Annotated in this window: 25 protein-coding genes and 2 tRNA genes; 17 read left to right on the top strand and 10 right to left on the bottom strand. The window is 71.2% G+C overall.

Features of this window, described 5'->3' with window-relative positions:
* Nucleotides 1-99 precede the first annotated feature (99 nt).
* Both OOK31_RS30790 and OOK31_RS30785 read left to right on the top strand, forming a co-directional pair.
* The gene (locus tag OOK31_RS30790; protein ID WP_267090655.1) at nucleotides 100-558 is read left to right on the top strand and encodes a VOC family protein; all 459 of its coding nucleotides are present in this window, start codon (nucleotides 100-102) and stop codon (nucleotides 556-558) included.
* Entirely contained in the window at nucleotides 558-1,487 is a 930-nt protein-coding gene (locus OOK31_RS30785) for a pyridoxamine 5'-phosphate oxidase family protein (protein ID WP_267090654.1), read from the top strand. Before OOK31_RS30790 ends, OOK31_RS30785 begins: the two co-directional genes overlap by 1 nt.
* On the opposite strand, the gene OOK31_RS30780 is transcribed toward OOK31_RS30785, so the two are convergent.
* Together OOK31_RS30780 and pepN are read right to left on the bottom strand one after the other, a co-directional pair.
* The gene (locus OOK31_RS30780; protein ID WP_267090653.1) at nucleotides 1,463-2,425 is read right to left on the bottom strand and encodes a hypothetical protein; all 963 of its coding nucleotides are present in this window, start codon (nucleotides 2,423-2,425) and stop codon (nucleotides 1,463-1,465) included. The two genes, OOK31_RS30785 and OOK31_RS30780, sit on opposite strands and share 25 nt — an antisense overlap.
* Nucleotides 2,426-2,619: 194 nt before the next feature.
* Nucleotides 2,620-5,169 (bottom strand): aminopeptidase N, encoded by a 2,550-nt coding sequence (pepN, locus tag OOK31_RS30775; protein WP_267090652.1) that lies wholly within the window; start codon nucleotides 5,167-5,169, stop codon nucleotides 2,620-2,622.
* Between the two features lie 124 nt (nucleotides 5,170-5,293).
* On the opposite strand from pepN, the gene OOK31_RS30770 reads away from it, so the two are divergent.
* Nucleotides 5,294-5,941: a DsbA family protein gene (locus OOK31_RS30770; RefSeq protein ID WP_267090651.1), complete on the top strand. Its 648-nt coding sequence runs from the start codon at nucleotides 5,294-5,296 to the stop codon at nucleotides 5,939-5,941.
* Nucleotides 5,942-6,068: 127 nt separating this feature from the next.
* Here the strand turns inward: OOK31_RS30770 and OOK31_RS30765 are convergent, their stop codons facing one another.
* The 3 genes from OOK31_RS30765 to OOK31_RS30755 form a co-directional block, all read right to left on the bottom strand.
* On the bottom strand, nucleotides 6,069-6,725 hold the full coding sequence (locus OOK31_RS30765; protein ID WP_267090650.1) for a superoxide dismutase: 657 nt from the start codon (nucleotides 6,723-6,725) through the stop codon (nucleotides 6,069-6,071).
* Nucleotides 6,726-6,910: 185 nt separating this feature from the next.
* Complete coding sequence (locus OOK31_RS30760; protein WP_267090649.1) at nucleotides 6,911-8,344, bottom strand: amino acid permease; 1,434 nt, start codon at nucleotides 8,342-8,344, stop codon at nucleotides 6,911-6,913.
* 95 nt (nucleotides 8,345-8,439) lie between these two features.
* A complete protein-coding gene (locus OOK31_RS30755; protein ID WP_267090648.1) occupies nucleotides 8,440-9,837 on the bottom strand; it encodes an amino acid permease in 1,398 nt (465 codons plus the stop codon).
* 282 nt (nucleotides 9,838-10,119) lie between these two features.
* Here OOK31_RS30755 and OOK31_RS30750 point away from each other — a divergent pair, with 282 nt between their 5' ends.
* Nucleotides 10,120-10,704: a biotin transporter BioY gene (locus OOK31_RS30750; RefSeq protein WP_267090647.1), complete on the top strand. Its 585-nt coding sequence runs from the start codon at nucleotides 10,120-10,122 to the stop codon at nucleotides 10,702-10,704.
* 66 nt (nucleotides 10,705-10,770) lie between these two features.
* Here OOK31_RS30750 and OOK31_RS30745 read toward each other — a convergent pair whose 3' ends face one another.
* Nucleotides 10,771-12,213 carry an amino acid permease gene (locus OOK31_RS30745; RefSeq protein ID WP_267090646.1) on the bottom strand — a complete coding sequence of 481 codons (1,443 nt, stop codon included), beginning with the start codon at nucleotides 12,211-12,213 and terminating at the stop codon, nucleotides 10,771-10,773.
* 220 nt (nucleotides 12,214-12,433) lie between these two features.
* Between OOK31_RS30745 and OOK31_RS30740 the strand changes: the two genes are divergently transcribed.
* A complete protein-coding gene (locus OOK31_RS30740) occupies nucleotides 12,434-12,922 on the top strand; it encodes a ribose-5-phosphate isomerase (protein ID WP_267090645.1) in 489 nt (162 codons plus the stop codon).
* Between the two features lie 63 nt (nucleotides 12,923-12,985).
* The gene (locus OOK31_RS30735; RefSeq protein ID WP_267090644.1) at nucleotides 12,986-13,792 is read left to right on the top strand and encodes an Fpg/Nei family DNA glycosylase; all 807 of its coding nucleotides are present in this window, start codon (nucleotides 12,986-12,988) and stop codon (nucleotides 13,790-13,792) included.
* Between the two features lie 94 nt (nucleotides 13,793-13,886).
* Here OOK31_RS30735 and OOK31_RS30730 read toward each other — a convergent pair whose 3' ends face one another.
* The gene (locus tag OOK31_RS30730) at nucleotides 13,887-15,122 is read right to left on the bottom strand and encodes a GNAT family N-acetyltransferase (RefSeq protein WP_267090643.1); all 1,236 of its coding nucleotides are present in this window, start codon (nucleotides 15,120-15,122) and stop codon (nucleotides 13,887-13,889) included.
* 119 nt (nucleotides 15,123-15,241) lie between these two features.
* Between OOK31_RS30730 and OOK31_RS30725 the strand changes: the two genes are divergently transcribed.
* Nucleotides 15,242-16,384, top strand: coding sequence for a PP2C family protein-serine/threonine phosphatase (locus tag OOK31_RS30725; RefSeq protein WP_267090642.1), 1,143 nt, complete (start codon nucleotides 15,242-15,244; stop codon nucleotides 16,382-16,384).
* A gap of 111 nt (nucleotides 16,385-16,495) precedes the next feature.
* Nucleotides 16,496-17,323, top strand: a complete 828-nt coding sequence (locus OOK31_RS30720; RefSeq protein WP_267090641.1) for an ABC transporter ATP-binding protein — start codon at nucleotides 16,496-16,498, stop codon at nucleotides 17,321-17,323.
* Nucleotides 17,324-17,336: 13 nt separating this feature from the next.
* On the opposite strand, the gene OOK31_RS30715 is transcribed toward OOK31_RS30720, so the two are convergent.
* A complete protein-coding gene (locus tag OOK31_RS30715) occupies nucleotides 17,337-17,906 on the bottom strand; it encodes a DUF4232 domain-containing protein (RefSeq protein WP_267090640.1) in 570 nt (189 codons plus the stop codon).
* Between the two features lie 83 nt (nucleotides 17,907-17,989).
* Between OOK31_RS30715 and OOK31_RS30710 the strand changes: the two genes are divergently transcribed.
* The 3 genes from OOK31_RS30710 to OOK31_RS30700 all read left to right on the top strand — a co-directional run bounded on the left by OOK31_RS30710 (nucleotide 17,990) and on the right by OOK31_RS30700 (nucleotide 20,201).
* Complete coding sequence (locus OOK31_RS30710; protein ID WP_267090639.1) at nucleotides 17,990-19,378, top strand: pyridoxal-dependent decarboxylase; 1,389 nt, start codon at nucleotides 17,990-17,992, stop codon at nucleotides 19,376-19,378.
* Nucleotides 19,375-19,830 carry an HD domain-containing protein gene (locus OOK31_RS30705; RefSeq protein WP_267090638.1) on the top strand — a complete coding sequence of 152 codons (456 nt, stop codon included), beginning with the start codon at nucleotides 19,375-19,377 and terminating at the stop codon, nucleotides 19,828-19,830. Before OOK31_RS30710 ends, OOK31_RS30705 begins: the two co-directional genes overlap by 4 nt.
* 176 nt (nucleotides 19,831-20,006) lie before the next feature.
* On the top strand, nucleotides 20,007-20,201 hold the full coding sequence (locus tag OOK31_RS30700) for a hypothetical protein (RefSeq protein ID WP_079426944.1): 195 nt from the start codon (nucleotides 20,007-20,009) through the stop codon (nucleotides 20,199-20,201).
* A 95-nt stretch (nucleotides 20,202-20,296) separates the two neighbouring features.
* Here the strand turns inward: OOK31_RS30700 and OOK31_RS30695 are convergent.
* Nucleotides 20,297-20,367: transfer RNA gene (locus OOK31_RS30695), tRNA-Gly, on the bottom strand.
* A 180-nt stretch (nucleotides 20,368-20,547) separates the two neighbouring features.
* Here OOK31_RS30695 and OOK31_RS30690 point away from each other — a divergent pair.
* The 6 genes from OOK31_RS30690 to OOK31_RS30665 all read left to right on the top strand — a co-directional run bounded on the left by OOK31_RS30690 (nucleotide 20,548) and on the right by OOK31_RS30665 (nucleotide 25,740).
* A tRNA-Pro gene (locus tag OOK31_RS30690) sits at nucleotides 20,548-20,624 on the top strand.
* 179 nt (nucleotides 20,625-20,803) lie between these two features.
* Nucleotides 20,804-22,198: a trigger factor gene (gene tig / locus OOK31_RS30685; protein ID WP_267090637.1), complete on the top strand. Its 1,395-nt coding sequence runs from the start codon at nucleotides 20,804-20,806 to the stop codon at nucleotides 22,196-22,198.
* Between the two features lie 297 nt (nucleotides 22,199-22,495).
* Nucleotides 22,496-23,113, top strand: a complete 618-nt coding sequence (locus OOK31_RS30680) for an ATP-dependent Clp protease proteolytic subunit (protein ID WP_267090636.1) — start codon at nucleotides 22,496-22,498, stop codon at nucleotides 23,111-23,113.
* 55 nt (nucleotides 23,114-23,168) lie between these two features.
* Nucleotides 23,169-23,849 (top strand): ATP-dependent Clp protease proteolytic subunit, encoded by a 681-nt coding sequence (locus OOK31_RS30675; protein WP_267090635.1) that lies wholly within the window; start codon nucleotides 23,169-23,171, stop codon nucleotides 23,847-23,849.
* A gap of 153 nt (nucleotides 23,850-24,002) precedes the next feature.
* Nucleotides 24,003-25,289: an ATP-dependent Clp protease ATP-binding subunit ClpX gene (gene clpX / locus OOK31_RS30670; protein ID WP_031145485.1), complete on the top strand. Its 1,287-nt coding sequence runs from the start codon at nucleotides 24,003-24,005 to the stop codon at nucleotides 25,287-25,289.
* A 172-nt stretch (nucleotides 25,290-25,461) separates the two neighbouring features.
* On the top strand, nucleotides 25,462-25,740 hold the full coding sequence (locus OOK31_RS30665) for a hypothetical protein (protein WP_267090634.1): 279 nt from the start codon (nucleotides 25,462-25,464) through the stop codon (nucleotides 25,738-25,740).
* 54 nt (nucleotides 25,741-25,794) lie between these two features.
* Here the strand turns inward: OOK31_RS30665 and OOK31_RS30660 are convergent, their stop codons facing one another.
* Nucleotides 25,795-26,763 carry a hypothetical protein gene (locus OOK31_RS30660; RefSeq protein ID WP_267090633.1) on the bottom strand — a complete coding sequence of 323 codons (969 nt, stop codon included), beginning with the start codon at nucleotides 26,761-26,763 and terminating at the stop codon, nucleotides 25,795-25,797.
* Between the last annotated feature and the right edge of the window lie 68 nt (nucleotides 26,764-26,831).

Here is a 26,831-nt window from a genome sequence, read left to right as displayed (position 1 = left end):
CCTCAAGGTTACGTGAGCGGTTGACGACCTCGCGCCTAACCCTTAATCTCGATTTAGAAGGTTAGAACGCAAGGAATCCTCCGGGGAAGGGAACCCGTCATGACGACCGTCATCAGCAAGCTCCGCACCGGGCACGTGGGCCTCAACGTCACCGACCTGGAGCGCTCGCTCGCCTTCTACCGCGACGCCCTCGGCTTCGAGGTGCTGGGCGAGGGCAAGGAGGAGGACCGCCGCTTCGCCTTCCTCGGCCAGGACGGCGAGCTCGTGCTCACCCTCTGGCAGCAGGCGACGGGCGCGTACGTCCCCGCCTCGGCCGGACTGCACCACCTGGCGCTCTCCGCGGGCGCCGTCGAGGAGGTCCGGGCGTACGAGGCGCGGCTGCGCGACCTGGGCGTGGAGTTCGCCTACGAGGGGGTCGTCGCCCACGGCGAGGGCGCCGCCTCGGGCGGGATCTTCTTCCACGACCCGGACGGGACCCGCCTGGAGATCTCCGTCCCGACCGGCGTCGAAGGGGCTCCCGCGCCCACCGAGTCCGCGCCGACCTGCGGGTTCTTCTAATGAACGGGGTACTCGTGCCCCGCGCCTACCACGCGGGCCCGCTGGCCGTGCAGGACCGGGTCGGGGTGCGCGAGCTCGCCGGCCACGTCGGCCGCTCGATCGGTACCCAGATCAAGGACGTCGCGGCGGCCTTCCTCGGCCTCCAGCCCCACCTGGTCGTCGGCGCGGCCGACGCCTCGGGGCGGATGTGGGCCTCCCTGCTCACCGGGCCGCCCGGCTTCGTACGGGCCACCGGGCCGGACCGGATCACGGTCGCCGGGGGACTGCCGGAGGGCGATCCGCTCGCCGGCGCGCTGGCCGCGGCCGGGACCCCGGTCGGCACCATCGCGCTCGACCCGCGCACCCGGCGCAGGATGCGGCTGAACGGGACCCTGGAGCCGACCGGTCGCGGATTCGCGGTCCGGGCCGAACAGGTCTTCGCCAACTGCCCCAAGTACCTGCAGAAGCGGCAGCCCCTGGAGCTGCTGCCCGAGGGGGCCGGCGTCGTACGGCGCGGGCACGGGCTCACCCCCGGCCAGGAACTGGCCGTACGCGCCGCCGACACCTTCTTCGTCGCCACCACGGCGGAGGCGGACGGCGTCGACGCCAGCCACCGCGGCGGGCTGCCCGGCTTCGTGGAGGTGCTCTCGCCGACCGAGCTGCTCTGGCCGGACTACGCGGGCAACGCGATGTTCCTGACGCTCGGCAACCTGGCCGCCGACGAACGGGCCGGGCTTCTCTTCCCGGACTGGGAGAGCGGGGCGGTGCTCCAGCTGAGCGGCCGGGCCCGGACCGAGTTCGGGGCGGACGGGGAGCGGTGGGTGCGGTTCACCGTGGAGTCGGCGGTGGAGGGCGTGCATCCGGGGCGGTTGCGCTGGAGTGCTCCGGAGTACTCCCCGGCCAGTCCGCCGCTGTCGCCCGGGGGTCACCTGGGCAGTACGACCAGGTAGGCGGCGGGCTCGCGGTCGACGGAAGCCGTCAGGGCGGTCCGGACGACCGCGGCCTGCTGCTCGGGCCAGTCGCGCAGCTTGCGGGGGGTCAGGTGCAGGACGGTCACCCCGAGGCGCTCCAGCGTCTCGCGCTTGCGGACGGCCTCCGACCAGTCCTCGTCCTCGCCCTGGCGGGGGGCCCGGGTGTCGATCTCGACGGCGACGGCCTGCTCGGGCCAGTACGCGTCCACCCCGCCCAGGTGTGGGCCGCCGGGCAGCCGCAGGTCGACGTTCCAGACGGGCTCGGGGAGCTCGTAGCCCCGTACGAGCTGGTACAGCCGGTCCTCCGCGATGGCCCGGCCCTCGGCGAGCAGGGCCTCGACGGCGTCGACGACGTGCGGCCGGTTCAGCAGCCGGGCCACGGTCAGCTCCCGTACGACGGCGGCCGGTTCGCAGTGCCCGGCGCGGACGGCCTCGCTGAGGATGCGGCGCACCGTCCCGGCGTCGGAGAGCTGGGCCACGGCGTCGGCGACGGTGCGGGCCACCGGGGCCACGGGCAGCCCGGTCACCTCGAGGGGGCGGGGCGGGGTGTGGGCGCGGACGATGCGCACGTCGCCGGTGGAGCGCAGCCGACGGGTGTTCGGGACGAGCACGTCGATGTGCGAGAGCGCGAGCAGGGCGGGGGCGGCGGAGAACCGGTAGAGCGCGAGCGCGGCCAGCCCGGTGATCATGACCTCGCCGGCGCCGCGCCGGCCGGCGTACAGCAGGGCGGCGTGCAGCCGCTCCTCGCTGGTCGCGGGTCCGGTGTGGAGCAGGAACACCCCGGGCAGCACCTGCTGCCAGGGCCGCCCGGCGGCCTCGGAGGCGCTGACGCCGTGCTCGCGGAGCTGGGCGACGGTCAGCACGCGGGGGCGGCTGGCGGTGAGGTGGGCGAGGGGGAGGGGTGCGTTCTGGTTCATGACGCGGTGATTCCCTCAGGCCATGGCCTTGCTAACGCCTGTTACAAGCTCGTCGACAAATGCGGACAAGCTGGGGCTAAAGTACGGGCGTTCGACTGCCGATGGAGTGCCCTTGCCGGGGGCCGGCCGGGCCTCTCGTACGACGGCGGGGCTGGACCGCGTCCAGCCCCGCCGTCGGTACGGACCCGGGTGGGTCAGGAGGCGTCGCGGGCCTGGGCGCGCAGGGCGCGGGCCAGGTCGTCGCGGGACTCCAGGACCAGGCGGCGCAGGGCCGGAGCCGCGTCCGGGCGGGCGGCGAGCCAGGCGTCCGTGGCCTCCAGCGTGGCCGGGGAGTCCTGGAGCGAGGGGTACATGCCCTTCACCACGTCGATCCCGATCTGGATCGACCGGTCCGCCCAGATCCCCTCGATCACCTCGAAGTAGCGTCCGGCGTACGCCGCCAGCAGCTCCCGCTGTGAGGGCTGCTGCATCCCGTCGATGGTGGCCTCGACCAGCGCGTTCGACAGGGTGTCCGACGCGACCACCGCCGCCCACGCCTGGTCCTTGACCGCCGCCGACGGCCGCGCCGCCAGGCAGCGCACCTGGTGCCGCTTGCCCGACGCCGTGTCGTCGCGCGCCAGTTCGGCGCCGATCGCGTCCTCGTCCGCGGCCCCGTGCGCCACCAGCGGCAGCAGGAAGTCCCAGCGCAGCTCCTGGTCGACGTCCAGGCCGTCGATCCGCGCCGAACCTTCCAGCAGGCCCAGCAGCAGCTGGAAGTCACCCTCCGAGGAGGCGCTCGCGGCGAGGAAACGGGCCCAGGTCAGCTGGCTCTCCGAGCCCGGCTCGGCCACCCGCAGCTCGCGCAGGGCGCCCGCCGCCAGCTCCCGTCCGCTCGCCTCGCGCCGCTCGGGCGCCGCGTAGCGGGTGACCGCGGTCAGCGCCTGCGCGTGCAGCATCTGGAGCACGCCGACGTCGCTCTCCCGGCCCGCGTGGGCCAGGAACAGCGACAGGAAGTCCCGGGCCGGCATCAGGGCGTCCCGCGTCAGGTTCCACAGGGCCGACCAGCACAGGGCCCGGGCCAGCGGGTCCGTCAGACCGCCCAGGTGGCCGCGCAGGGTCTCCAGGGAGCCCTCGTCGAAGCGGATCTTGCAGTACGTGAGGTCCTCGTCGTTGACCAGGACCAGCGCGGGCCGCTCGGCCCCCGCCAGCTCGGCGACCACGGTCCGCGCGCCCGCCACGTCCGCCTCGGCCCGCGCGTAGCGGACCAGGGCGCCGTCGGCCTCCAGCCGGTACAGGCCGACCGCGACCCGGTGCGGCCGCAGCTCGTCACCCTCCTGGAGGACCGCCAGCTCCGTCACGCGCCCGTCGGCGTCGTACGTCACCGCCGGCGTCAGCGCGTTCACGCCCGCCGTCTGCAGCCAGGCCCGCGACCATTCGGCCATGTCCCGCCCGGATACCTCGCCGAGCACCGACAGCAGGTCGTCGAGGGTGGTGTTCCCGTAGGCGTGCGCCTTGAAGTAGCGCCGCGCGCCCTCCAGGAACGCCTCCCGCCCCACGTACGCGACGAGCTGCTTGAGCACGGCCGCGCCCTTGGCGTACGTGATCCCGTCGAAGTTCAGCTTCGCGGCCTCCAGGTCGCGGATGTCGGCCGTGACCGGGTGCGTGGAGGGCAGCTGGTCGGCCCGGTAGGCCCACGCCTTGCGGCTGTTGGCGAAGCTGACCCACGCCTGGTCGAAGCGGGTGGCCTCCACCAGGCCGAAGGAGCCCATGAAGTCCGCGAAGGACTCCTTCAGCCACAGGTCGTCCCACCACTTCATGGTGACCAGGTCGCCGAACCACATGTGCGCCATCTCGTGCAGGATGGTGTTCGAACGCCGCTCGTACGAGGCCTGAGTGACCTTCCCGCGGAAGATGTACTCCTCCTTGAAGGTCACCATCCCCGGGTTCTCCATCGCGCCCAGGTTGTACTCCGGCACGAAGGCCTGGTCGTACTTCCCGAAGGGGTACGGGTAGTCGAAGATCTCGTGGAAGAGGTCGAAGCCCTGCTTGGTGATGAGGAAGACGTCGTCCGCGTCGAAGTGCTTCGCCAGCCCCTTGCGGCACATCGCACCCAGCGGGATCGTCAGGTCCCCGCGCGTGTAGGTGTCCGTCACGTAGTGGTACGGACCCGCCACCACGCAGGTGATGTACGTGGAGATGGGCGCGGTCTCGGCGAAGCGCCGGGTCAGCCCCTCGCGGGACTCCTCCACGCCGTTGCTCCACACCTGCCAGCCCTCGGGTGCGGTCACCTCGAAGCGGTAGGGGGCCTTCAGGTCGGGCTGCTCGAAGTTCGCGTACACCCGCCGGGCGTCCGCCGGCTCGTACTGGGTGTAGAGGTAGACCTCGCCGTCCTCCGGGTCGACGAAGCGGTGCATGCCCTCGCCGGTCCGGCTGTACGCGCAGTTCGCGTCGACCACGAGGACGTTCTCGGCGGCGAGGCCGTCCAGGGCGATCCGCGACCCGTCGAAGACCTCGGCCGGGTCCAGCGCGCGGCCGTTGAGCGTGACCGAGTTCACGGAGGGCGCGATCAGGTCGGCGAAGGAGGAGGCGCCGGGGACGGCGGCCCGGAAGCGCAGGGTGGTGACCGAGCGGAAGGTCCGGGGGCCCTCGGCCGGTTCGGCCTCCTCCACCGCGGACCTCAGGTCGAGGACCACCTCGTACCCGTCGACGGACAGCAGTTCGGCCCTCTCGTGGGCCTCGTCGCGGGAAAGGTTCTCACCGGGCACGTGCACTCCTTCGTGCGTGATCGCGTTTTCGGCTCGAATCTTCCCATGGGGGAATGCGCGCGGCCCCGGACCGGTTGGCGATGGGGATGTGATGAGCAACGCCTTAGCTGATACGAGGAGAGACATGGCCGACACGCAGGCGCGCGAGAAGACCCCGGTCGACTTCTGGTTCGACCCGCTCTGCCCCTGGGCGTGGATGACGTCCCGTTGGGTCCTGGAGGTCGAGAAGCTCCGCGACATCGAGGTCCGCTGGCACGTGATGAGCCTGGGCGTGCTCAACGAGAACAAGCTCGACGAGCTGCCGGAGTCCTACCGCAAGCTGCTCGGGCCCGAGGCCTGGATCCCGGTCCGCGTGGTCACCGCCGCCGAGCAGAAGTTCGGCAAGGAGATCACCGGCAAGCTGTACACCGCGCTCGGCACCCGCATCCACAACGAGGGCCGCGGCAACACCCGCGAGGTCATCGAAGAGGCCCTGGCCGAGGTCGGCCTGCCGGTGGAGCTCGCCAAGTACGGCACCACCGACACCTTCGACGCGGAGCTGCGCGCCTCCCACAACGACGGCATCGAGCGGGTCGGCCAGGAGGTCGGCACCCCGGTCATCTCCGTGCCCGGTTCGAACGGCGAGGACGTGGCCTTCTTCGGCCCGGTCGTCACCCCGACCCCCCGCGGTGAGGACGCCGCCAGGCTCTGGGACGGCACCCTGCTCGTCGCCTCCACCCCGGGCTTCTTCGAGATCAAGCGGACCCGCGACAAGGGCCCCAGCTTCGAGTAACCCTCGATACCGGACGACAACGCGCAGGGCCCCCGCGAGTCACGTCCTCGCGGGGGCCCTGCGGTGGAAATGCCCGCCGGTGAAGGTTGAGAAGACGATCACGAGGCGGACAGCTCGGCGGTGCCGGTCAGCCCTTGGCGGGGATCAGCAGCGGGGTGTTCGCCTTGGCGTCGGCGTAGCGCCTGGCCACGTCCTGCCAGTTGACGACGTTCCACATGGCCTCGATGAAGTCCACCTTCTGGTTCTTGTACTGGAGGTAGAAGGCGTGCTCCCAGGCGTCGAAGACGAGGACCGGCACCGAGGCCTGGCCCACGTTGCCCTGGTGGTCGTAGACCTGCTCGACGATCAGACGGCCGCTGATGGGCTCGTACGCGAGCACGCCCCAGCCGGAGCCCTGCGTGGCGGAGGACGCGAAGGTCAGCTGCTTCTTGAAGGCGGCGAAGGAGCCGAAGGACTCGGTGATCGCGGCCGGGAGCTCGCCCAGGCCGTCCTTCTCGTCCGGGATCCCGCCGCCCTCACCGGTCTTCGGGCTGGCCATGTTGTGCCAGTAGATGCTGTGCAGGATGTGGCCGGAGAGGTGGAACGCGAGGTTCTTCTCGAGGCCGTTGAGCGCGCCCCAGTTCTCCTTGTCGCGCGCCTCCGCCAGCTGCTCCAGCGTGGTGTTGGCGCCCGCGACGTAGGCCGCGTGGTGCTTGTCGTGGTGCAGCTCGATGATCTGCGGGTTGATCACCGGCTCCAGCGCCGCGTAGTCGTACGGAAGCTCAGGAAGCGTGTAGATGGCCATGCGTGTGTCCGGTCCCCTCGGCGTGCCAATCGCTTATTGCAATTAATGCGCAACTGCACGCTAGCAGCATCTATTCCTGTGTTCGAGTAAGGGTCACCTCTCCTGGAGGCACCCCGGAAACGCCCGAGGCCGGGCCCATGCGCTCGCATGGGCCCGGCCTCTGACGTTCCGTTCGCCGTGGGGTGTTACAGCGAACGGGAGCTTTCGGTGGCCGCCGCCGCCCGGCGCTGCATGACGTACCCGGTCACGGCGAGGGCCAGGGTCAGCCCGCCGGTGAAGACGACCTGGACCCGGGTGTCCTCGTCCGCGGCCATCAGCACCAGCACCCCGGCGACGCCGGCCAGCGCCACCCAGGTCAGGTACGGGAAGCCCCACATCTTCACGACCAGTTTCTCGGGGGCCTCGCGCTCCAGGCGCCGGCGCAGCACGAACTGGGAGACCGCGATGAAGCCCCAGACGATGAGGATGACCCCGCCGACCATGTTCAGCAGCCAGGCGAAGAGGGTGTCCGGGTACCAGTACGACAGCAGCACGGTGACGAACCCGAAGCCCGAGGAGGCCAGGACGGCCCGGCGCGGCACCCGGCCGCTGACCTTGCCCAGCGCCTTGGGGCCCTGCCCCCGGGAGACCAGGGAGTAGGCCATGCGCGAGGAGCCGTAGATGTTGGCGTTCATCGCGGACAGCAGGGCGATCAGGATGACCACGTTCATGATCTGGCCGGCGGCCGGGATGCCCAGGTGGTCGAGGGTCGCCGCGTACGGGCCCTGCGCGGTGACGGCCGGGTCGTTCCAGGGCAGCAGGGTGACGATGACCAGCATCGAGCCGACGTAGACGATCGCGATCCGCCACATGGTGGCCCGCACGGCCTTGGCCACGCCCTTGACCGGGTCGTCGGACTCGGCGGCGGCGATCGTCACCGTCTCCAGGCCGCCGTACGCGACGACCGAGGCGAGCAGGCCGACCAGCAGGCCGTCGACCCCGTTGGGCAGGAAGCCGCCGTCGTGCGCCAGGTTCGCGGCGCCGGGGGAGGAGGTGCCGGGCAGCAGGCCGAGGACGGCGAGGACGCCCAGGCCCAGGAAGAGCGCGATGGCGCCGATCTTGAGGGCGGCGAACCAGAACTCGAACTCCCCGAAGTGGGAGACGGCGGCCAGGTTGCTGCCGCAGAACAGCGCCATGAAGGCCAGCACCCACATCCACGAGGGGGTGCCCGGGAACCAGCCCGTCATGATGTGCGCCGCGCCGATCGCCTCGATGGCCACGCCCACGCACAGCAGGGTCCAGAACATCCAGCCCGCGGTGAAGCCGGCCCAGGGGCCGATGGCCCGGTCGGCGTGCACGGAGAAGGAGCCGGAGGCGGGGTTGGCGGCGGACATCTCGCCGAGCATCCGCATCACGAACATCACCAGCAGCCCGGAGGCGGCGTACGCGAGCACGATCGAGGGACCCGCGGCCGCGATGCCCGCTCCCGAGCCGACGAAGAGGCCGGCGCCGATGACCCCGCCGAGGGCGATCATCGAGAGGTGGCGCTGCTTGAGGCCGCTGCCGAGGGGGGACCCGCCGCCGGCCGGCGCCGCCGTGCCGTGCTGCTGTTCGGGGGGTGTGATGGTGCTCTGGCTCATGGAGCCATACTGCCCACCGTCCGGTTATCGAACATTCCGTGTCCAATATCCGGACAGTGGGCAGCGGGAGACAGCAGGCAGTGGGCTCGGAGGCCTCAGGCCCGGCGGGCCCGGACCTCCCGGATCCACGCCACCAGCAGGACCGCCGCCGCCGCCCCGGAGGACCACAGCAGCTGCGGCCGCGCGGAGTCGTCGAACAGCATCAGCACCAGCACCGCCGCCATCCCCAGCAGCGCGGCCCACGTCAGGTACGGGAACAGCCACATCCGCAGCGTCAGGCGCTCCGGCATGTCCCGCTCCAGGATCCGCCGCAGCCGCAGCTGCGAGACCGCGATCAGCGCCCACACGAACAGCAGCACCGCGCCGACCGCGTTGAGCATGTAGAGGAATACCGTGTCCGGCCACAGCAGGTTCAGCACCACCGACACGAAGCCGAAGGCCACCGAGGCGAACACCGCCCGCCGCGGCACCCCGCCGCCCGAGACCTTCAGCAGCGACTTCGGCGCCTCGCCCCGCTCGGCCAGCGAGAACACCATGCGCGAGGAACCGTAGAGGTTCGCGTTCAGCGCCGACAGCAGCGCCACGAACACCACGATGTTCATGATCTGACCGGCCGCCGGGATCCCGATGGAGTCGAGGACCGCCACGTACGGGCTCTGCCCCGGCTCCAGCGAGTCCCACGGCAGCAGGGTCACGATGACCAGCATCGAGCCGACGTAGAAGAAGAGGATGCGCCACACCGCGCTGCGCACCGCGCGGGCCACCGAGCGGGCCGGGTCGTCCGACTCGGCGGCCGCGATGGTGACGACCTCCAGGCCGCCGAAGGCGAAGACGACGGCGAGCATGCCGGCGACCACCCCGCCGAAGCCCTGGGGGAAGAAGCCCCCGTGGCCGGTGAGGTTGGCCATGCCGACCGGATGGGTGTCGGGCAGCAGGCCGAAGACCGCCAGCGTGCCCAGGATCAGGAACAGCACGATCGCGCCGACCTTGAGGGCGGCGAACCAGAACTCGAACTCGCCGAAGTTCTTCACGGCGGCCAGGTTGCTCACGGTGAAGACCACCATGAACAGGAGCACCCACACCCACTGGTCGACCGAGGGCACCCAGCCGTTCGCGATCTTCGCGGCGCCGGTCGCCTCCACGGCCAGCACCACGACCAGCAGGAACCAGTACAGCCAGCCCGCCGAGAAACCGGCCCAGCGCCCCAGTGCCTTCTCCGCGTACACGGAGAACGAACCGGAGGCGGGCATCGCCGCCGACATCTCGCCCAGCGCGCGCATCACGAGCATCGCGAGCACGCCCGCGAGCAGGTACGAGCAGATGATCGCCGGACCGGCGATGCCGATGCCCGCGCCGGAGCCGACGAAGAGCCCGGCGCCGATCACGCCGCCGAGGCCGAGCATGGTCAGGTGGCGCTGCTTGAGGCCGTGGCTCAGGGGCTCCGGCGGGAGGGCGGAGTCGAGGGAGGGTGGATCGGGCAGGCGGTCGCGCATGAGGGGTGCTCGTACTCTCGGTCGGCCAAGCGGCGCTGGGGGCTGCACAAGGGATTGGCGGGAACCTACAGTCTCACTGGAGGACGACCGCAGGAGCAAAAAGGGCGTGTCGTAGAAGATGGGCCGTGATACGGATCACGTCAACTCGGGTGTAAGTCCAGACCTTTGTCCGGTCCCCACCAAACCGGGCAGTCGGGCTTTGTCCCGGCCGACGGTGGGTCGGCGCGGCGGCGCGCACTAGCCTCGCGGTGTCCTGTCGATCACCACCTCGCGGAGCCCCCGATGAGCACTGCTTCCGTCTCCCTCCGGCCCGGCGCCGTCCTCGCCGACCTGCTGCCCGCGAGCCGGGTCCGCGACATCACCCTCGTCGCGGGCGGCGCCGCGCTCACCGGCCTCGCCGCGCAGATCGCCGTACCGGTCCCGGGCTCGCCCGTCCCGGTCACCGGCCAGACCTTCGCGGCCCTGCTGGTGGGCACCGCCCTCGGCGCCCGGCGCGGCTTCCTCGCGCTCGCCCTGTACGCGCTGGCCGGCGCGGCCGGCCTGCCCTGGTTCGCGGGCGGCACCTCGGGCGCGGGCGGCGCCTCCTTCGGCTACGTGCTCGGCATGCTGCTCGCGGCCGGCCTCGTCGGCGCCCTCGCGCGGCGCGGCGCCGACCGCTCGGTCCTGCGTACGGCGGGCACGATGGTGCTCGGCTCCGCGGTGATCTACGCGGTGGGCGTGCCGTACCTGATGGCCGTCACCGGGATGTCGCTCGGCGCGGCCGTCGCCGCCGGACTCGTCCCGTTCCTCATCGGCGACGCCCTCAAGGCCGCCCTGGCGATGGGCCTGCTGCCCGCAGCCTGGCAGCTGGCGGGCCACCGCGGCTGACCACGCACGAACAGCGGCCCCGGACCACGACGGAGTGGTCCGGGGCCGCTGTCGTTCGTGCGGCCGCTACGCGGCGGCAGTGGCGGCGGCCCGGCGACGCAGCCGGTCGCGGACCACGCCGATCACGAGCACGACGGCCGCGACCAGCAGGGAGAGGAGCACCGTCTCGCGGTTGTCCTTGTCGTAGACCATGTAGCCCAGGACGAAGGTGATCATCGCGGCGGTGGCCCAGGTCAGGTACGGGAAGAGCCACATCTTCACGGTGACCTTCTCCGGCGCCTCGCGCATCAGGATCCCGCGCATCCGCAGCTGGGTGAAGCAGATCACCAGCCACACGAAGAGCGCGATGGCACCCGAGGAGTTCAGCAGGAAGCTGAAGATCGTGTCCGGGAAGGCGTAGTTGAAGTAGACGGCGGCGAAGCCGAAGACCACGGAGCCCAGGATCGCGACCGCCGGGACGCCCTTCTTGGAGACCTTGGCGAAGGCCTTCGGCGCGTCACCGCGCTCGCCCAGCGAGAAGGCCATGCGCGAGGCCGTGTACAGGCCCGAGTTCAGGCAGGACAGCACGGCCGTCAGGACGATCACGTTCATGATCTGGCCGGCGTGCGCGATGCCGATCGAGTCGAGGGCGGCGACGTACGAGCCCTTGTCGACGATCGACTTGTCGTTCCACGGCAGCAGCGTGAGCACGATGAAGATCGAGCCCAAGTAGAAGACGCCGATGCGCCAGATCACCGAGTTGGTCGCCTTGGTGACGGCGCGGCGCGGGTCCTCGGACTCGCCGGCGGCCAGGGTGACGATCTCGCTGCCCATGAAGGAGAAGACGACCATCAGCACACCGGTGAGGACCGAGCCCCACCCGCCCGGCATGAACCCGCCGGTGTCCGTGAGGTGCGCGAAGCCCGCGCCCGGGTTGTCCGAGCCCGGCAGCACGCCGAAGACGGCGAGCATGCCGACGATCACGAAGCCGCCGATGGCGACGACCTTGATGCCCGCGAACCAGAACTCGAACTCGCCGTACGAGGCGACCGAGCCGAGGTTGGTGACGGTCAGCACGACCATGACGATCAGTGCCCAGCCCCACTGCGGGACGGCCGGGATCCAGCCCTCGAGGATCTTCGCGCCGGCGGTGGCCTCCACGGCCAGCACGACGACCCAGAAGAACCAGTACAGCCAGCCGATGGAGAAACCGGCCCAGCGGCCCAGCGCCCGGTCGGCGTAGGCGGAGAAGGAACCCGAGTTCGGGCTCGCGGCGGCCATCTCGCCCAGCATCCGCATCACGAAGACGACCATGGCGCCGACGAGGAGGTACGACAGGAGGATGGCGGGGCCGGCCTTGGCGATGCCGCCGCCGGAACCGACGAAGAGGCCGGCGCCGATGACGCCGCCAATGGCGATCATGGACAGGTGGCGGTTCTTGAGACCGGCCTTCAGACCGTCGGAGGGCTGGGCGGAACCGGAGTCACCGGTGGGGTCGCCTGCCTTCTGAAGGGTCGTCGTGGAGCTCATGGACGATTCCTTAGGGTTTCTCGGGTTACGAGCCCCGGCATTCAAACCCGACTTCCGGCCAGTACGGAAGACCTAATTCCGATGGTTGCCCAGGGCTCAAAGTCCGGGACCAAGGTCCCGACCCGTCCCGTCTGGGTTCTTGGGCTTTACTTGAGGTTTAGAAGTGATTTACGCGACACCCCCTGCGGGCCGCCGGGCGCGCTCGTGACACACTCGTGGCATGCGCGTGTACCTCGGATCCGACCATGCCGGCTTTGAGCTCAAGAACCACCTGGTGGACTGGCTCAAGAACAACGGCCACGAGCCCGTCGACTGCGGGCCCCACATCTACGACGCGGTGGACGACTACCCGCCGTTCTGCCTGCGCGCCGCGGAGAAGACCGCCGCGGACGCCGACAGCCTCGGCATCGTGATCGGCGGCTCCGGCAACGGCGAGCAGATCGCCGCCAACAAGGTGAAGGGCATCCGCGCCGTCCTGGCGTGGAGCGTCCAGACCGCCGAGCTGGGCCGCGAGCACAACAACGCCAACGTCATCTCCGTCGGCGGCCGGATGCACACCCAGGACGAGGTCGTCTCCTTCGTCGAGGCCTTCCTGAGCACCCCGTACTCGAACGAGGAGCGCCACACCCGCCGCATCGACATGCTGTCGGCGTACGAGCGGACCGGCGAGCTCCCCCCGATCCCGGCCCACCACCCGCAGGACCAGTAGGACACCCGTGCCGCCGGACGGAAGTCCGGCGGCACCGTCATGACCGCACACAGGAGCGCCGCCGTGCCCGAGGGGCATACGATCCACCGCCTCGCCCAGGACCACACCGAGCGGTTCGCCGGGCGGCCCGTACGCGTCAGCAGCCCCCAGGGCCGCTTCACCGAGAGCGCCGCCCTGCTCGACGGCCGCACGCTGGAGAGCGCCGAGGCCCACGGCAAGCACCTCTTCCTGGAGCTCGGCGACGCCTGGATCCACATCCACCTCGGCCTCTTCGGCAAGCTCGGCTTCGGCCCCGCCCCCGCCCCGCCGGCCACCGACACCGTCCGGCTGCGCCTGCTGAGCGACGAGCACTACGCCGACCTGCGCGGCCCCACCGCCTGCGCGCTGATCGGCGAGGGCGAGAAGAAGGCCGTGCACGACCGCCTCGGCCCCGACCCGCTGCGCCCCGCCGACGACCCGGACCGCGCCTGGAAGCGGATCTCCCGCTCCCGCACCACCGTCGCCGCCCTGCTCATGGACCAGAAGGTCGTCGCGGGCATCGGCAACGTCTACCGCGCCGAGGTCCTCTTCCGGCACGGCATCGACCCCTACCGGCAGGGCAAGGACCTCACCCGCGCCGAATGGGACGCCATGTGGGCCGACCTGGCGGCCCTCATGCGCGAGGGCGTCCGCCACAACCGCATCGACACCGTCCGCGACGAGCACCTCCCCGAGGCCATGGGCCGCCCCCCGAGGGTCGACGACCACGGCGGCGAGGTGTACGTCTACCGCCGGGCGAACATGCCCTGCCACCTCTGCGGGGGCGAGATCCGCACCGCCGACCTCGCCGCCCGCAACCTCTTCTGGTGCCCCACCTGCCAGCGGCGCTAGCCGCGCGGAACCAGGGACCGCCACCCCACCGGCGGCGGCGCCGACCGGCCTCGCCCAGGTCGGAGGCCTTCGGCCCCGCGGCCGTCCGGGGCGGCTAGAACCCGTGCGGAAGCCAGGGCGCCACGTCCCCGGCGAAGGCCCGCGAGGCCTCCCGCAGCGCGCCCGGGCGCAGCTCGCGCACCCGGCCCGCCGTCGCCAGGGAGGTCAGGGTGACCCCGCCCAGGTACGCCGAGCCCAGCTCCCGCACCGACAGCTCCAGCTCCGCCGCGTCCCCGGTCCGCTCGCACCGCACGGCCCCGTCGGCCCCGGCCGTGAGCCGCCACCGGCCCGCGTTCCACGGGCAGAAGGCGTCCTCGACCTCCAGGACCACGTCCAGCGGCGCCCCGTAGGACCGCGCCGACAGCGCCGCCGGCAGATCCACCAGCCGTACGTGCAGCGCGTCCCGGTGTCGCGGCCGCACCCGGCGGACGTCACTGGCCAGGTGCAGCAGCGGATCGTCCACCGGCCGCCCGTACGCCTGCACGTGCCAGGTCAGGTCGATCCCGAAGACGTAGCGCCACAGCGCCGCGTACGCCGCCGGGTGCAGCGCGTCCAGCTCCGACACCTGCACCTTGCCGTCCGAGCCGCTCCGCTCCCAGTCCGGCTTGACCCGGTAGCGGGCGTAGCCGACGACCTCCCCGTCCGGCCCCTCGGCCACCACACACTTCAGCGGCGAGGCCCCCGACCGCCCCGACTCCGGATCCAGCAGGCCCTGCCGCTCCCACCCGGGCCGGCGGGCCGGCATCCCCGGCCGGGCCGGGACCAGCGCCGCGTAGACCCGCTCGCAGTCCGCGAGGGACTTCTCCAGGTCGGCCAGGCGCAGCCGCACCTCGTCCGTCCCCGGCGGCACGGAGAGCCGTACGCGGGTGGTGTCGATGTCCACGGACAGGGCATAGGCGCCGGTGCCGTAGCCGAAGCGGCCGTAGATCTCCGGCTCGGAGGCCGTCAGCACGGCGAGGGACTCACCACCCGCCCGGATGTCGTCCAACTGGCGGCGCATCATCGAGGTGAGCACCCCGCGCCTGCGGTGCGTGGGGGCCACGCTCACCATCGTCACGCCGGCCGCCGGGACCACCGCCGCGCCGGGGACGGAGAGCCGGAAGCTGAAGGCGCCGGCCGTGCCGACGCAGGTCTCCCCGTCCCAGACCCCCAGCGAACGCTCCAGCTCCGTCAGGGAGCGGTAGAGCTGCCGCTCCTCCGGAGACTCGGGCACGCCACCGAACGCCAGTTCCAGCTGGTCGTACCAGACATCCCACTCATCACCCTGCAAAACCCGCGTATCAAGAGCCATGGCCCCATCCCTACCAGGGCAATCCGCCCCGGTCGAAATGTTTTCGACCCCCTGCCCGGGCCCGCGGTCCGGGGGTACCCCTGCGCACACACAGCCGGGATGGATAAGGTCCCGAAGCAATGGCCCGAGCACGCGTGGAGACGCTCATGGCCCGGACGCGCATGCTGTCGCACCGGGCCCGCACCGCCCTGCGCAAATCAGCCGTCGACTACTTCCGCGGCGACGCCTCCGACTGGCTGGCCTTCGCGGGCCTCCTCCTGACCATCCCCGCGCTCGCCTGGGGAACCCTGCTGCTGCCCGTCTGGTTCTCCCCGGCCGCCCTGGTCCTGCCCATCGTGGCCGGCGGACTGCTGCTGCGGCCCGCGAGCCTGCTCGCCCTCTACGCCGCCTCCGCGACCGCCCTGATCGTCGAGGCGCTGGTCCTCGGCCCGTACACCCAGGGACCCGCCCGGGTCACCCCGGGCACCGTGCTCGTGGTGGCCGCCTGCGGGTTCTTCGGACTGGTCATCGCCCAGTTCCGCAGCCGCGTCGGCGTGCCCTGGCGGCGCGGCGGCACCATGCTCTTCGACCTGCGCGAACGCATCCGGGTCCAGAGCAAGCTGCCCGCCCTGCCGCGCGGCTGGCACCGCGAGATGGCCCTGCGCCCCGCCGGCGGCCAGTCCTTCTCCGGGGACTTCGTCGTCGCCGCCCGCACCAACGGCGGCCGCACCCTGGAGATCGTCCTCACCGACGTCTCCGGCAAGGGCATGGAAGCAGGCTCCCGCGCCCTGCTGCTCTCCGGCGCCTTCGGCGGCCTCCTCGGCGCCCTGCCCCCGCACGGCTTCCTGCCCGCCGCCAACGGCTACCTCCTGCGCCAGGACTGGGACGAGGGCTTCGCCACCTCCATCCACCTCGTCCTCGACCTGGAGACCGGCGACTACGAACTCCTCTCCGCCGGACACCTCCCCGCCCTCCAGCTCTCCGCCGGCACCGGCCGCTGGCAGGAGGTCTCCGGCGAGGGCCCCCTCCTCGGCGTCTACGACGGAGCCGAATTCGAACCCGCCCGCGGCAACCTGCGGCGCGGCGACGTCCTGATGCTCTTCACCGACGGCCTCGTCGAGACCGCCGACCGCGAGATCAGCGAGGGCATGGACCGGCTCACCGGCGAAGCCGACCGCTACGTCGCCGCCGGCTGGGAGGGCGCCGCCTGGCACCTGATCGAAAAGGTCGCCAAGGACGTCAACGACGACCGCGCCCTGCTCCTCATCCGCCGCTCGCCCTGAGGGGGTGGGGTTTACCCCACCCGCCGTCGGCCGGGCCGCACCATGGCCGCGGCCCCGCGGTGATCCGTAGCGTCGATGACGACAACGGCTCCGGCAGGAAGGCGGCACACCATGGGGTTCCGGCGCAACAGGCGGCACGAGTCCGAGGGCACCGATCACCGCTCGGCGGGCACGGGCACGGGCACGGCGTACGCCGTCGAGCTGCGCGGCGTACGGCGCTCCTACGGGCGCGGCGCCACCCTCGTCCACGCCCTGCGCGGCATCGACGTCGCCCTCCCGCGCGGCAGCTTCACCGCCGTGATGGGCCCCTCCGGCTCCGGCAAGTCCACCTTCCTCCAGTGCGCCGCCGGCCTCGACCTGCCCACCGAGGGCTCCGTACGCCTCGGCGGCACCGAACTCACCGGCATGAACGAGAACGAACTGACCGAACTGCGCCGCAGCCGCCTCGGCTTCGTCTTCCAGGCCTTCAACCTGATGCCCGCGCTGACCGTCGAGCAGAACGTGCTGCTCCCGATGCGCCTCGGCGGCATCCGCCAGGACCGGGCCCGCGCCGCGGAACTGCTGGCCCGCGTCGGCCTGGAGGGCAAGGGCCGACGCCGCCCCGCCGAACTCTCCGGCGGCCAGCAGCAGCGCGTCGCGATCGCCCGGGCCCTGGTCACCCGGCCCGACGTGGTCTTCGCCGACGAGCCCACCGGCGCCCTCGACACCACCACCGCGTCCGAGGTGCTCGGACTGCTCCGGGACGCCGTCGACTCCCTCGGGGCCACCGTCGTCATGGTCACCCACGACCCGGCCGCCGCCGCCCACGCCGACCAGGTCCTCTTCCTCGCCGACGGCCTCATCGCGGACCGCCTCCCCCGCAGCCCCGCCACCACCATCGCCACCCGCATGACCACCCTCACCACCAGCCCCGGGTACCGGACCCCGACGGCGGCCTAGGCCGTCCAGGCGGTCACCGCGCGAGCGCCGACCAGGCGCTCAGCCCCGCCTTCCCGGTGCCGCCCAGGTCCACGGGGGCCCGCAGCCGCAGCGTCAGCCGGGGCGCGCCCGGCTTCGGGACCAGCTCCAGCACCCGCCCCTCGGCGGCGGGCCCGGCCGCCTCGGTGACGAGGTTGCGCCACAGCAGGGACGTCGTGGCGGCCTGCCCCGGCTGGAGGGTGACCTGCCGCGGCGGGGCGTCCGGGCCGTCCGGCGGCGTCACCCCGTTCGTCCCGTGCCCGATGTCCACCTGGACCGGGCGGTTCTGCCCGTCCAGCAGCCGGACCTCCGGGTAGCCCTCCAGCACGTACGCCGCGGAACCGCAGTTGACCAGCTGGAAGCCGGCCACCCGCAGCCCCATCGCCGCGTTCCCGTCGCCTTCCAGCAGCCGTACCCCGCCCTCCGGGCAGGGATCCGGCGGCCCCGTCGGCGCCGCCTCCCCCATCGCCTCCATCAGCGGGTCGCACCCCACCGCCACCGCCCCGGCCAGGGCCAACACCCCTGCCAGACAACCGATCCGCTTCGCCCACCCCGGTCCGCCCATCCGCCGACCCTACGTGCCCGCCCCGGGCCACTCACCCCCGATTGGCCCGCCCGCCCGGCCCCCGCGCGCCCTACGGTGCCGTCATGGACCGCACCCTCGCCGCCGACCTCGCGCGCCTCCCCGAGCTCCTCGACGCCACCCGCCGCGCCGCCACCGAAGCCCTCACGGGCCTGGACGCGCGGCCCGTCGTACCGCCCGCCGCCGCGCCCCCCGAGCCCGAGCCGCTCCCCGGGCACGGCAGCGGCGCCGAGGAGGCCCTGGCCGCCTTCCGGTCCCGCTGGGAGCCCCGCTTCTCCGCCTCCGCAGGCCCCCGCTACCTCGGCTTCGTCACCGGCGGCGCAACCCCCGCCGCCCTCGCCGGGGACTGGCTGACCGCCACCCACGACCAGAACTCCAACTCCGCCCTCGACGGCGCCGGCCAGCACCTCGAACGCGAGACGGTCGGCTGGCTGCGCGAGCTCTTCGGCCTCTCCGACGCCCACACCGGCACCTTCGTCAGCGGCGCCACCCAGTCCAACACCGTCGGCCTCGCCATCGCCCGCGAATGGCTCGGCGAACGCGCCGGGGTCTCGGTGTCCGAGGACGGCGTCGGCGCCCTCGGCCCCGTCCGCGTCCTGTCGGGCGCCCCGCACTCCTCCGTCGCCAAGGCCCTCGCCGTCCTGGGCCTGGGCCGCGCGAGCCTGGTCCGCGTCCCCACCCTCCCCGGCCGGGAGGCCGTCGACCCCGCCGCCCTCGACCGGGCCCTGGCCGACACGCCCGGCCCCGCCGTGGTCGTCGCCAACGCCGGCACCGTCAACACCGTCGACTTCGACGACCTGCGGGCCGTGGACGCCCTCCGCCCCCGCCACGACTTCTGGCTGCACACCGACGCCGCCTTCGGCGCCTTCGCGGCCCTCTCCCCGGACCACGCCCACCTCGCCGCCGGCCTCGACGCCAGCGACTCGGTCTGCGTCGACCTGCACAAGTGGCTCAACGTCCCCTACGACAGCGCCGTCCAGTTCACCCGCCGCCGCGACCTCCAGGCCCGCGTCTTCCAGAACTCCGCCGCCTACCTCGGGCCCCTGGGCCCGGACCCCGACCTGGTCCACCTCACCCCCGAGAACTCCCACCGGCTGCGGGCCCTGGCCGCCTGGTTCACCCTGCGCGCCTACGGCCGCGAGGGCCACCGGGAGATCGTCGAGCGCGACATCGACTGCGCCCGCGCCCTCGGCGCCGCCCTGGAGCAGGATCCGGCCCTGCGGCTGCTCGCCCCGGTCCGCCTCAACGTCGTCTGCTTCACCCTCGCCGAAGCCCCCACCCCCGAACGCCTGGCCGCGCTCCGGGAGGCCGTCGGCGCCGAGGTGTTCCTCACCCCGACCGTGTACGCGGGAACCCCCGCCCTGCGCGCGGCGTTCTCCAACTGGCGCACCACGCGCGCGGATGCGCTCCGGGTCGCCGAGGCTCTCCGTACGGCGGCGAAGGAGCTCGTATGACGGCGCACCCCCTGACCCTGATCGAGGTCGAGGCCCTGGCCCGCGCGGCGCACGAAGGCCAGACCGACAAGGCCGGCCGGCCCTACGCCGAGCACCTCGCGGCCGTGGCCGAAGGCGTCCGCCTGCGCGGCGGCAGCGCCGAACAGCAGGCCGCCGCCTGGCTCCACGACGCGATCGAGGACCATGCCCTGACCCCCGACTGGCTGGCCTCGGCCGCCCTCCCGGACCCGGTCAAGGCCATGGTCCTGGCCCTCACCAAACGCCCCGGGGAACCGGTCGAGGAGTACGCCGCCCGCATCCTCGCAACCCCCGGCGCCGTCCTGGTCAAGGAGTCGGACCTCGCGCACAACGCCGATCCCGTACGCCTGTCCGTACTGGACGCGCCCACCCGCGACCGGCTGTCCGCGAAGTACGCGTACGTCCGCTCCCTCCTCGGCATCACCACCCCGTGACCCCCTCCGCCGCCCCGAAAGGTGGCCGGGACACGCGCACTTGGCGGAAAGGAAACGACGGCGATTCGCCACGGGGCGGATAGCCGGGGCCGGTTGGTGGGAGGATGGTGCATGTGGGGGCGTACGCGGCCGTACGCCCCGGGCCGGCCAGGGGACGACCGAAGGTGTGATCAGTAGTGGCCATTTCGCTGTCAGTCGTGGTTCTGTTGGCGATCATTCTGGTGATCCTGATCCGCGGCAAGCACATGAAGGCCGGCCCCGCGATCGTCGCGGTCCTCTTCGGCTTCTTCCTCGCGTCCAGCTCCATCGCCCCGGACGTCAACCGCTTCCTGAACTCCCTCGCGGACACCATCGCCGGCATCAAGCTCTGACCGCCGAAGCCCGGGCCCCGGCCCGGGAAACACCCCGGGAACGCATCAGGGCCAGGTCGAGGAGACTTCCTCCGACCTGGCCCTGAGCCATTCTGAGCGGGTGACGGGAATCGAACCCGCGTAGCTAGTTTGGAAGACTAGGGCTCTACCATTGAGCTACACCCGCAACGCGCGCGCCGCAGGTCCGGGGGACCGCGGCTACGGACAGCATCCTAGCGGGTCACGCCGGGGGAGTGCACACCCCTTTGCCGCCGCGCCGGGAGCCGGGGCCGGCCCGGCCCGCGGCCACCTGGGAAACCGGGGGCGTCGGAGTGTCTCCGGGCATGTACCCTACGTGTCGCACCGACGGGGTGTGGCGCAGCTTGGTAGCGCGTCCGCTTTGGGAGCGGAAGGTCGTCGGTTCGAATCCGGCCACCCCGACCATCCAGTACTGCCTTCGCACGAGATCACGCGGGAAGATCGCGTTGTGGGCTGATTGCCGCTTGCGGTTACTATGCAAGCTGCGTGCCCGTGTGTCTGATGTACCGGGCCGAATCCGCCGAACCACTGAATCGCAGTGATACGGCAGAACCCCCAGCAGTCAGCCACAAGGAGACCGAACCGTGAAGAGCGCCGTGGAGACCCTGAACCCGACTCGGGTTCGGCTCACTGTTGAGGTGCCCTTCGAGGAGCTCAAGGACAGCCTCGACGCGGCGTACAAGAAGATCAACCAGCAGGTCACGGTGAAGGGCTTCCGCAAGGGCAAGATCCCCGCCCGCGTCATCGACCAGCGCTTCGGCCGCGGTGCGGTGCTGGAGGAGGCCGTCAACGACGCCCTCCCGAAGTTCTACACCGAGGCGGTCAACGAGGCCGACCTGAACCCGCTGGGCCAGCCCGAGGTCGACATCAAGGAGCTGAAGGACGGCGAGCTGCTGTCCTTCACCGCCGAGGTGGACGTCCGCCCCGAGATCGAGATCCCGGAGTACTCCGGCATCGAGGTCGAGGTCGACGCGATCGAGGTCTCCGACGAGGACGTCGAGAAGTCGGTCGAGCAGCTGCGCGGCCGTTTCGCGTCCACCAAGGACGTCGAGCGCGCCGCCCAGGACGGCGACGTCGTCACGATCGACCTGGAGGCCAAGGTCGACGGTGAGGTGCTGGAGGACGGTGTCGCGAGCGACGTCTCCTACACCATCGGCTCGGGCGAGCTCCTCGACGGCATCGACGAGGCCGTCAAGGGCCTGGAGGCCGGTGGCGAGGCCACCTTCACCTCCCAGCTGAAGGGCGGCTCCGCCGAGGGCCAGGACGCCGAGGTCACCGTCAAGGTCACCAAGGTCTCCGCCAAGGAGCTGCCGGAGCTGGACGACGAGTTCGCGCAGATGGCGAGCGAGTTCGACACCCTCGAGGAGCTCAAGGCGGACAGCCGCAAGCGCCTCGAGAACATGAAGCAGTACGACCAGGCCACCCAGGCCCAGGAGCGCGTGCTGGAGAAGTTCCTCGAGCTCGCGGAGATCCCGGTCCCCGAGAAGCTGCTCGCGGACGAGGTCCAGACCCGCAAGCACAACCTGGAGCACCACCAGCTCGGCCAGATGGGCCTGGACCTCGAGAAGTTCCTGGAGATCCAGGGCAAGACGCTCGAGGAGTTCGAGGCCGAGACCACCGAGCAGGCCGTCAAGGGCATCAAGACCCAGTTCCTGCTGGACGCCCTGGTCAACAAGGAGAAGCTGGGCGTCAACCAGGAGGAGCTCACCGAGCACCTCATGCGCCGCGCGCAGTCCTCCGGCATGTCCCCCGACCAGTTCGCCCAGGCGGTCGTCGAGGGTGGCCAGGTCCCGATGCTCGTCGGCGAGGTCGCCCGCGGCAAGGCCCTCGCGGTCGTCGTGGAGAAGGCCACGGTCAAGGACACCAACGGTGAGGTCATCGACCTCTCCGACGACGAGGACGAGACCGAGACGGCCGCCGAGGTCGTCGAGGCCGCCGTCGACGGCGACACCGAGGTGCCGGCCGACGAGGCCAAGTAACACCCCGGGCGTAGCCCACTGAGCACGTGCCCGAAGGGCCCGGACGCAGCAGCGTCCGGGCCCTTCGGCATGGTGTTCCGAGGGCCGCGGACACGCTGCGGGAGGGGTCCGCCACCTTGCGCTCCGAGCGAACAGTTCGGGAAGCGGGATGGCGTTGTCCTACCTGCGCGTTAGGGTCCATGAATACGAGGGCACGGGAGTACCCGAAGCCGGAGGGCATCGCCCCACCGGTAGGTCCGCGCCCCAGAACGAGACGCTGAGACGGCATGTGGCCGTCGGAGACGAGCAGGTGGATACGTGACGAATCTGAAGCCTTACGCCGCGGGTGAGCCGTCCATCGGTGGCGGCCTCGGCGACCATGTCTACAACCGGCTGCTCGGCGAGCGCATCATCTTCCTCGGCCAGCAGGTCGACGACGACATCGCCAACAAGATCACGGCGCAGCTCCTCCTCCTCGCGGCCGAGCCCGAGAAGGACATCTACCTGTACATCAACAGCCCCGGCGGCTCGGTGACGGCGGGCATGGCGGTCTACGACACCATGCAGTTCATCCCGAACGACGTCGTCACCATCGGCATGGGCATGGCCGCCTCCATGGGCCAGTTCCTGCTGACCGGCGGCACCGCGGGCAAGCGCTTCGCGCTCCCGAACACCGACATCCTGATGCACCAGGGTTCCGCGGGCATCGGCGGCACCGCGTCGGACATCAAGATCCAGGCCCAGTACCTGCTGCGCACCAAGCAGCGCATGGCCGAGATCACCGCCCACCACTCGGGCCAGACCATCGAGGCGATCATCCGCGACGGTGACCGCGACCGCTGGTTCACCGCCGAGGAGGCCAAGGCGTACGGCCTCATCGACGACATCATCTCGGCCGCGTCCCTCGCTCCGGGCGGCGGCGGCACCGGGGCCTGATCCCGGCTCCCACCGCCAGCACCCAGCAGCCGACAGCCCGCAGAACGCCACCAGGATGGTGAACACCCAGATGCAGAACAACTTCTCCGCGAACTTCTCCGCGAGCGGCCTCTACTCCGGCCCGCAGGTGGACAACCGCTACGTCATCCCGCGCTTCGTCGAGCGCACCTCGCAGGGCGTGCGCGAGTACGACCCGTACGCGAAGCTCTTCGAGGAGCGCGTGATCTTCCTCGGCGTGCAGATCGACGACGCCTCCGCCAACGACGTCATGGCGCAGCTGCTGTGCCTGGAGTCGATGGACCCGGACCGCGACATCTCGATCTACATCAACAGCCCCGGTGGCTCCTTCACCGCGCTGACGGCGATCTACGACACGATGCAGTTCGTGAAGCCGGACATCCAGACGGTCTGCATGGGCCAGGCGGCCTCCGCCGCCGCCGTCCTGCTGGCCGCCGGCACCCCCGGCAAGCGCATGGCCCTGCCGAACGCCCGTGTGCTGATCCACCAGCCCTCGGGCGGCACCGGCCGCGAGCAGCTCTCCGACCTGGAGATCGCGGCCAACGAGATCCTGCGCATGCGTGACCAGCTGGAGTCCATGCTGGCCAAGCACTCGACCACCCCGCTGGAGAAGATCCGCGAGGACATCGAGCGCGACAAGATCCTGACGGCCGAGGACGCCCTCGCGTACGGCCTGATCGACCAGATCGTCTCCACCCGTAAGAGCAGCGCGGTCTGATCCTTGCCGCCAGTTGGCGTGGGCACGTCGCCGCATTCGGCGATGTGAACCACGTCAAGGGGGCCCCGTACGGGGCCTCCGGCAAGGTACCGTCGGATATGAGGCACCAGGAGCGCTGAACCAGGCGTCTCCCAGGCGAAGGGGAAGCACCTCGTGGCACGCATCGGTGACGGCGGCGACCTGCTCAAGTGCTCGTTCTGCGGAAAGAGCCAGAAGCAGGTGAAGAAGCTCATCGCAGGACCCGGTGTGTACATCTGCGACGAGTGCATCGACCTCTGCAACGAGATCATCGAAGAGGAACTCGCGGAGACCTCCGAGGTCCGGTGGGAGGAACTCCCCAAGCCCCGCGAGATCTACGAGTTCCTGGAGAGCTACGTCGTCGGCCAGGAGCCGGCGAAGAAGGCGCTCTCCGTAGCGGTGTACAACCACTACAAGCGGGTCCAGGCCGGCGAGAACGGCGGCGCGCAGGGCCGTGACGACGCGATCGAGCTCGCGAAGTCCAACATCCTGCTGCTCGGCCCGACCGGCTCCGGCAAGACCCTCCTCGCGCAGACGCTCGCGCGCATGCTGAACGTCCCGTTCGCCATCGCCGACGCGACGGCGCTGACGGAGGCCGGGTACGTCGGCGAGGACGTCGAGAACATCCTGCTGAAGCTGATCCAGGCGGCGGACTACGACGTCAAGAAGGCCGAGACCGGGATCATCTACATCGACGAGATCGACAAGGTCGCCCGCAAGAGCGAGAACCCGTCGATCACGCGCGACGTCTCGGGTGAGGGCGTGCAGCAGGCCCTCCTCAAGATCCTCGAGGGCACGACCGCTTCGGTCCCGCCGCAGGGCGGCCGCAAGCACCCGCACCAGGAGTTCATCCAGATCGACACGACGAACGTGCTCTTCATCGTGGGCGGCGCCTTCGCCGGCCTGGAGAAGATCATCGAGTCGCGTGCGGGCGCCAAGGGCATCGGCTTCGGGGCGACGATCCGCTCGAAGCGCGAGATCGAGGCCAGCGACCAGTTCCAGGAGGTCATGCCGGAGGACCTGGTGAAGTTCGGGATGATCCCCGAGTTCATCGGCCGTCTGCCCGTGCTGACCTCGGTGCACAACCTGGACCGCGAGGCGCTCCTGCAGATCCTGGTCGAGCCGCGCAACGCGCTGGTGAAGCAGTACCAGCGCCTGTTCGAACTCGACGGCGTCGAGCTGGACTTCGAGCGCGAGGCCCTCGAAGCCATCGCGGACCAGGCGATCCTCCGCCAGACCGGCGCGCGCGGCCTGCGCGCCATCATGGAGGAGGTCCTCATGTCGGTGATGTACGAGGTCCCGTCCCGCAAGGACGTGGCCCGCGTGGTCATCACCTCCGACGTGGTCCGCTCCAACGTCAACCCGACGCTGGTCCCCCGCATCGTCCCGAAGGACCAGGGCCCGCACGAGAAGTCGGCGTAGCGGCAAGGGGAGTACGTACGAGGAGGGGCGCCCCGGATACCCGGGGCGCCCCTCCTCGCATTTAGGACTACCGCGACCGGCAATCGGACAAAAGTTCGCTTCGGTGTGGCGTGGCGGCGACTTCCTTGATCAACTTTGTCTCGATGCTGCCTGCTGTAGAGGGGAACGAGAGATGAAGATGAAGCGTGCAGGGGGAGTCCTGGCGGCGGTATTCGCCGCTGCTGCGTTGCCGATCGTGGTGGCTTCGCCCGCGTCGGCCGCTCAGCGTGATTGCCAGTACGTGGTGTTCGATGCCGGCTATACCGTCGGCCCGAAGGTGCAGGCTGCCTGCAAATTCGGTGCCACCATCCTCCACCCGGGAGCCTTCCACGGTTGCTACGTCAGCCTGGTCGACATCGGGGTCAGGGACGAGATCGCCAGTAGGGCGTGTAGCGAGGCGGCGAGGGCCTGATGCGGCCGCGGCCGGCTGGCACGGTAACAAGTGCTCGCGCCGGCCGCTGCCCGATCAGCGCTTGACGCGGGACGTGTTGTAGAGCTTGGCGGCGAGGTCCGCGGTCTGCTCCAAGGTGTAGCTCGTCTTGCCGGCGAGGAGGGAGGCCGCGTCGCTGGCGCTGACCGCGCTCAGGGTGCTGTAGTCGCCCCAGATGCAGACGGGTAGCGTGAACTCCTTGGGCCCCTTGGCCGTCGCCGGGTCCTTCGAGGTGCTCTTGATCTCCTGGCACTTGAGCACGGCGCCCTTGAAGCCAGCGGGAGTGATCTCCTTGGGGCTGCCGACGAGCTCGACCGTCGCCTTTTCGTTCTGCTTCGCGGCGTTCAGCTTGAACGTGGCGAAGTAGGCGTCCACCGACTTCTCCGGGTCGGCGAGCTCACCGTAGAGACCGCTGAAATTCAGGCCCTTGGCGGTCAGCGGGTTGGCAGGGTCGCCCGCCTTGTAGCTCATGCCCACCTGGGTGGGGTTCTTGATGCCCGCCGCCTCGGCCTCCTTCTTGTCCTCGTCGCTTATGGGCTTTTCCTGGTACTTGGGGTTCTTCTGGAACTCGCCCACCGATTCCGGCGCGACCAGCTTGTAGCCCTTGGTGGAGTCCGAGACCGCGCCCGCGGTGCCGCCCAGGAAGTACCAGCCGCCGCCCGCGATGACGGCCACCGCTACGACCACGCCGATGATGACGCCCGCCTTGGACTTCTTCGGGGGCTGCTGCGGGGGCATGCCGCCGTTGTACGGGGGCTGGCCCTGGGGCTGCTGGTAGCCGTACGCGGGCGGCGGCGGGGGCTGCTGGGGGTAGCCGGGCTGCTGGTAGCCCGGCTGCGGCGGCTGCTGGTAGCCCGGCGGGGGCGGGGCCTGCTGCGGGTAGCCGTAGCCGGGCTGGGGGGCGGCGGGCTGGCCGTACGGGCCCGGCGGCGGCGGGGGCTGCTGCCCGTAGGGTCCGGGCTGCTGCGGCTGCTGGCCGTACGGTCCTGGCTGGTTGTAACTCATCCCGCGTCCCCCTGTGAGGTTGCTTATCCGTTCCTCACATCCTGTCGGACGGGCGGCCCGGCCGGGGC

This window comes from Streptomyces sp. NBC_00249 (genome assembly GCF_026342355.1).
In the GTDB taxonomy this organism is placed as follows: domain Bacteria; phylum Actinomycetota; class Actinomycetes; order Streptomycetales; family Streptomycetaceae; genus Streptomyces.
Note: the sequence above shows the minus strand (reverse complement) of the source record. Positions and strands in the feature narration are given on the sequence as shown.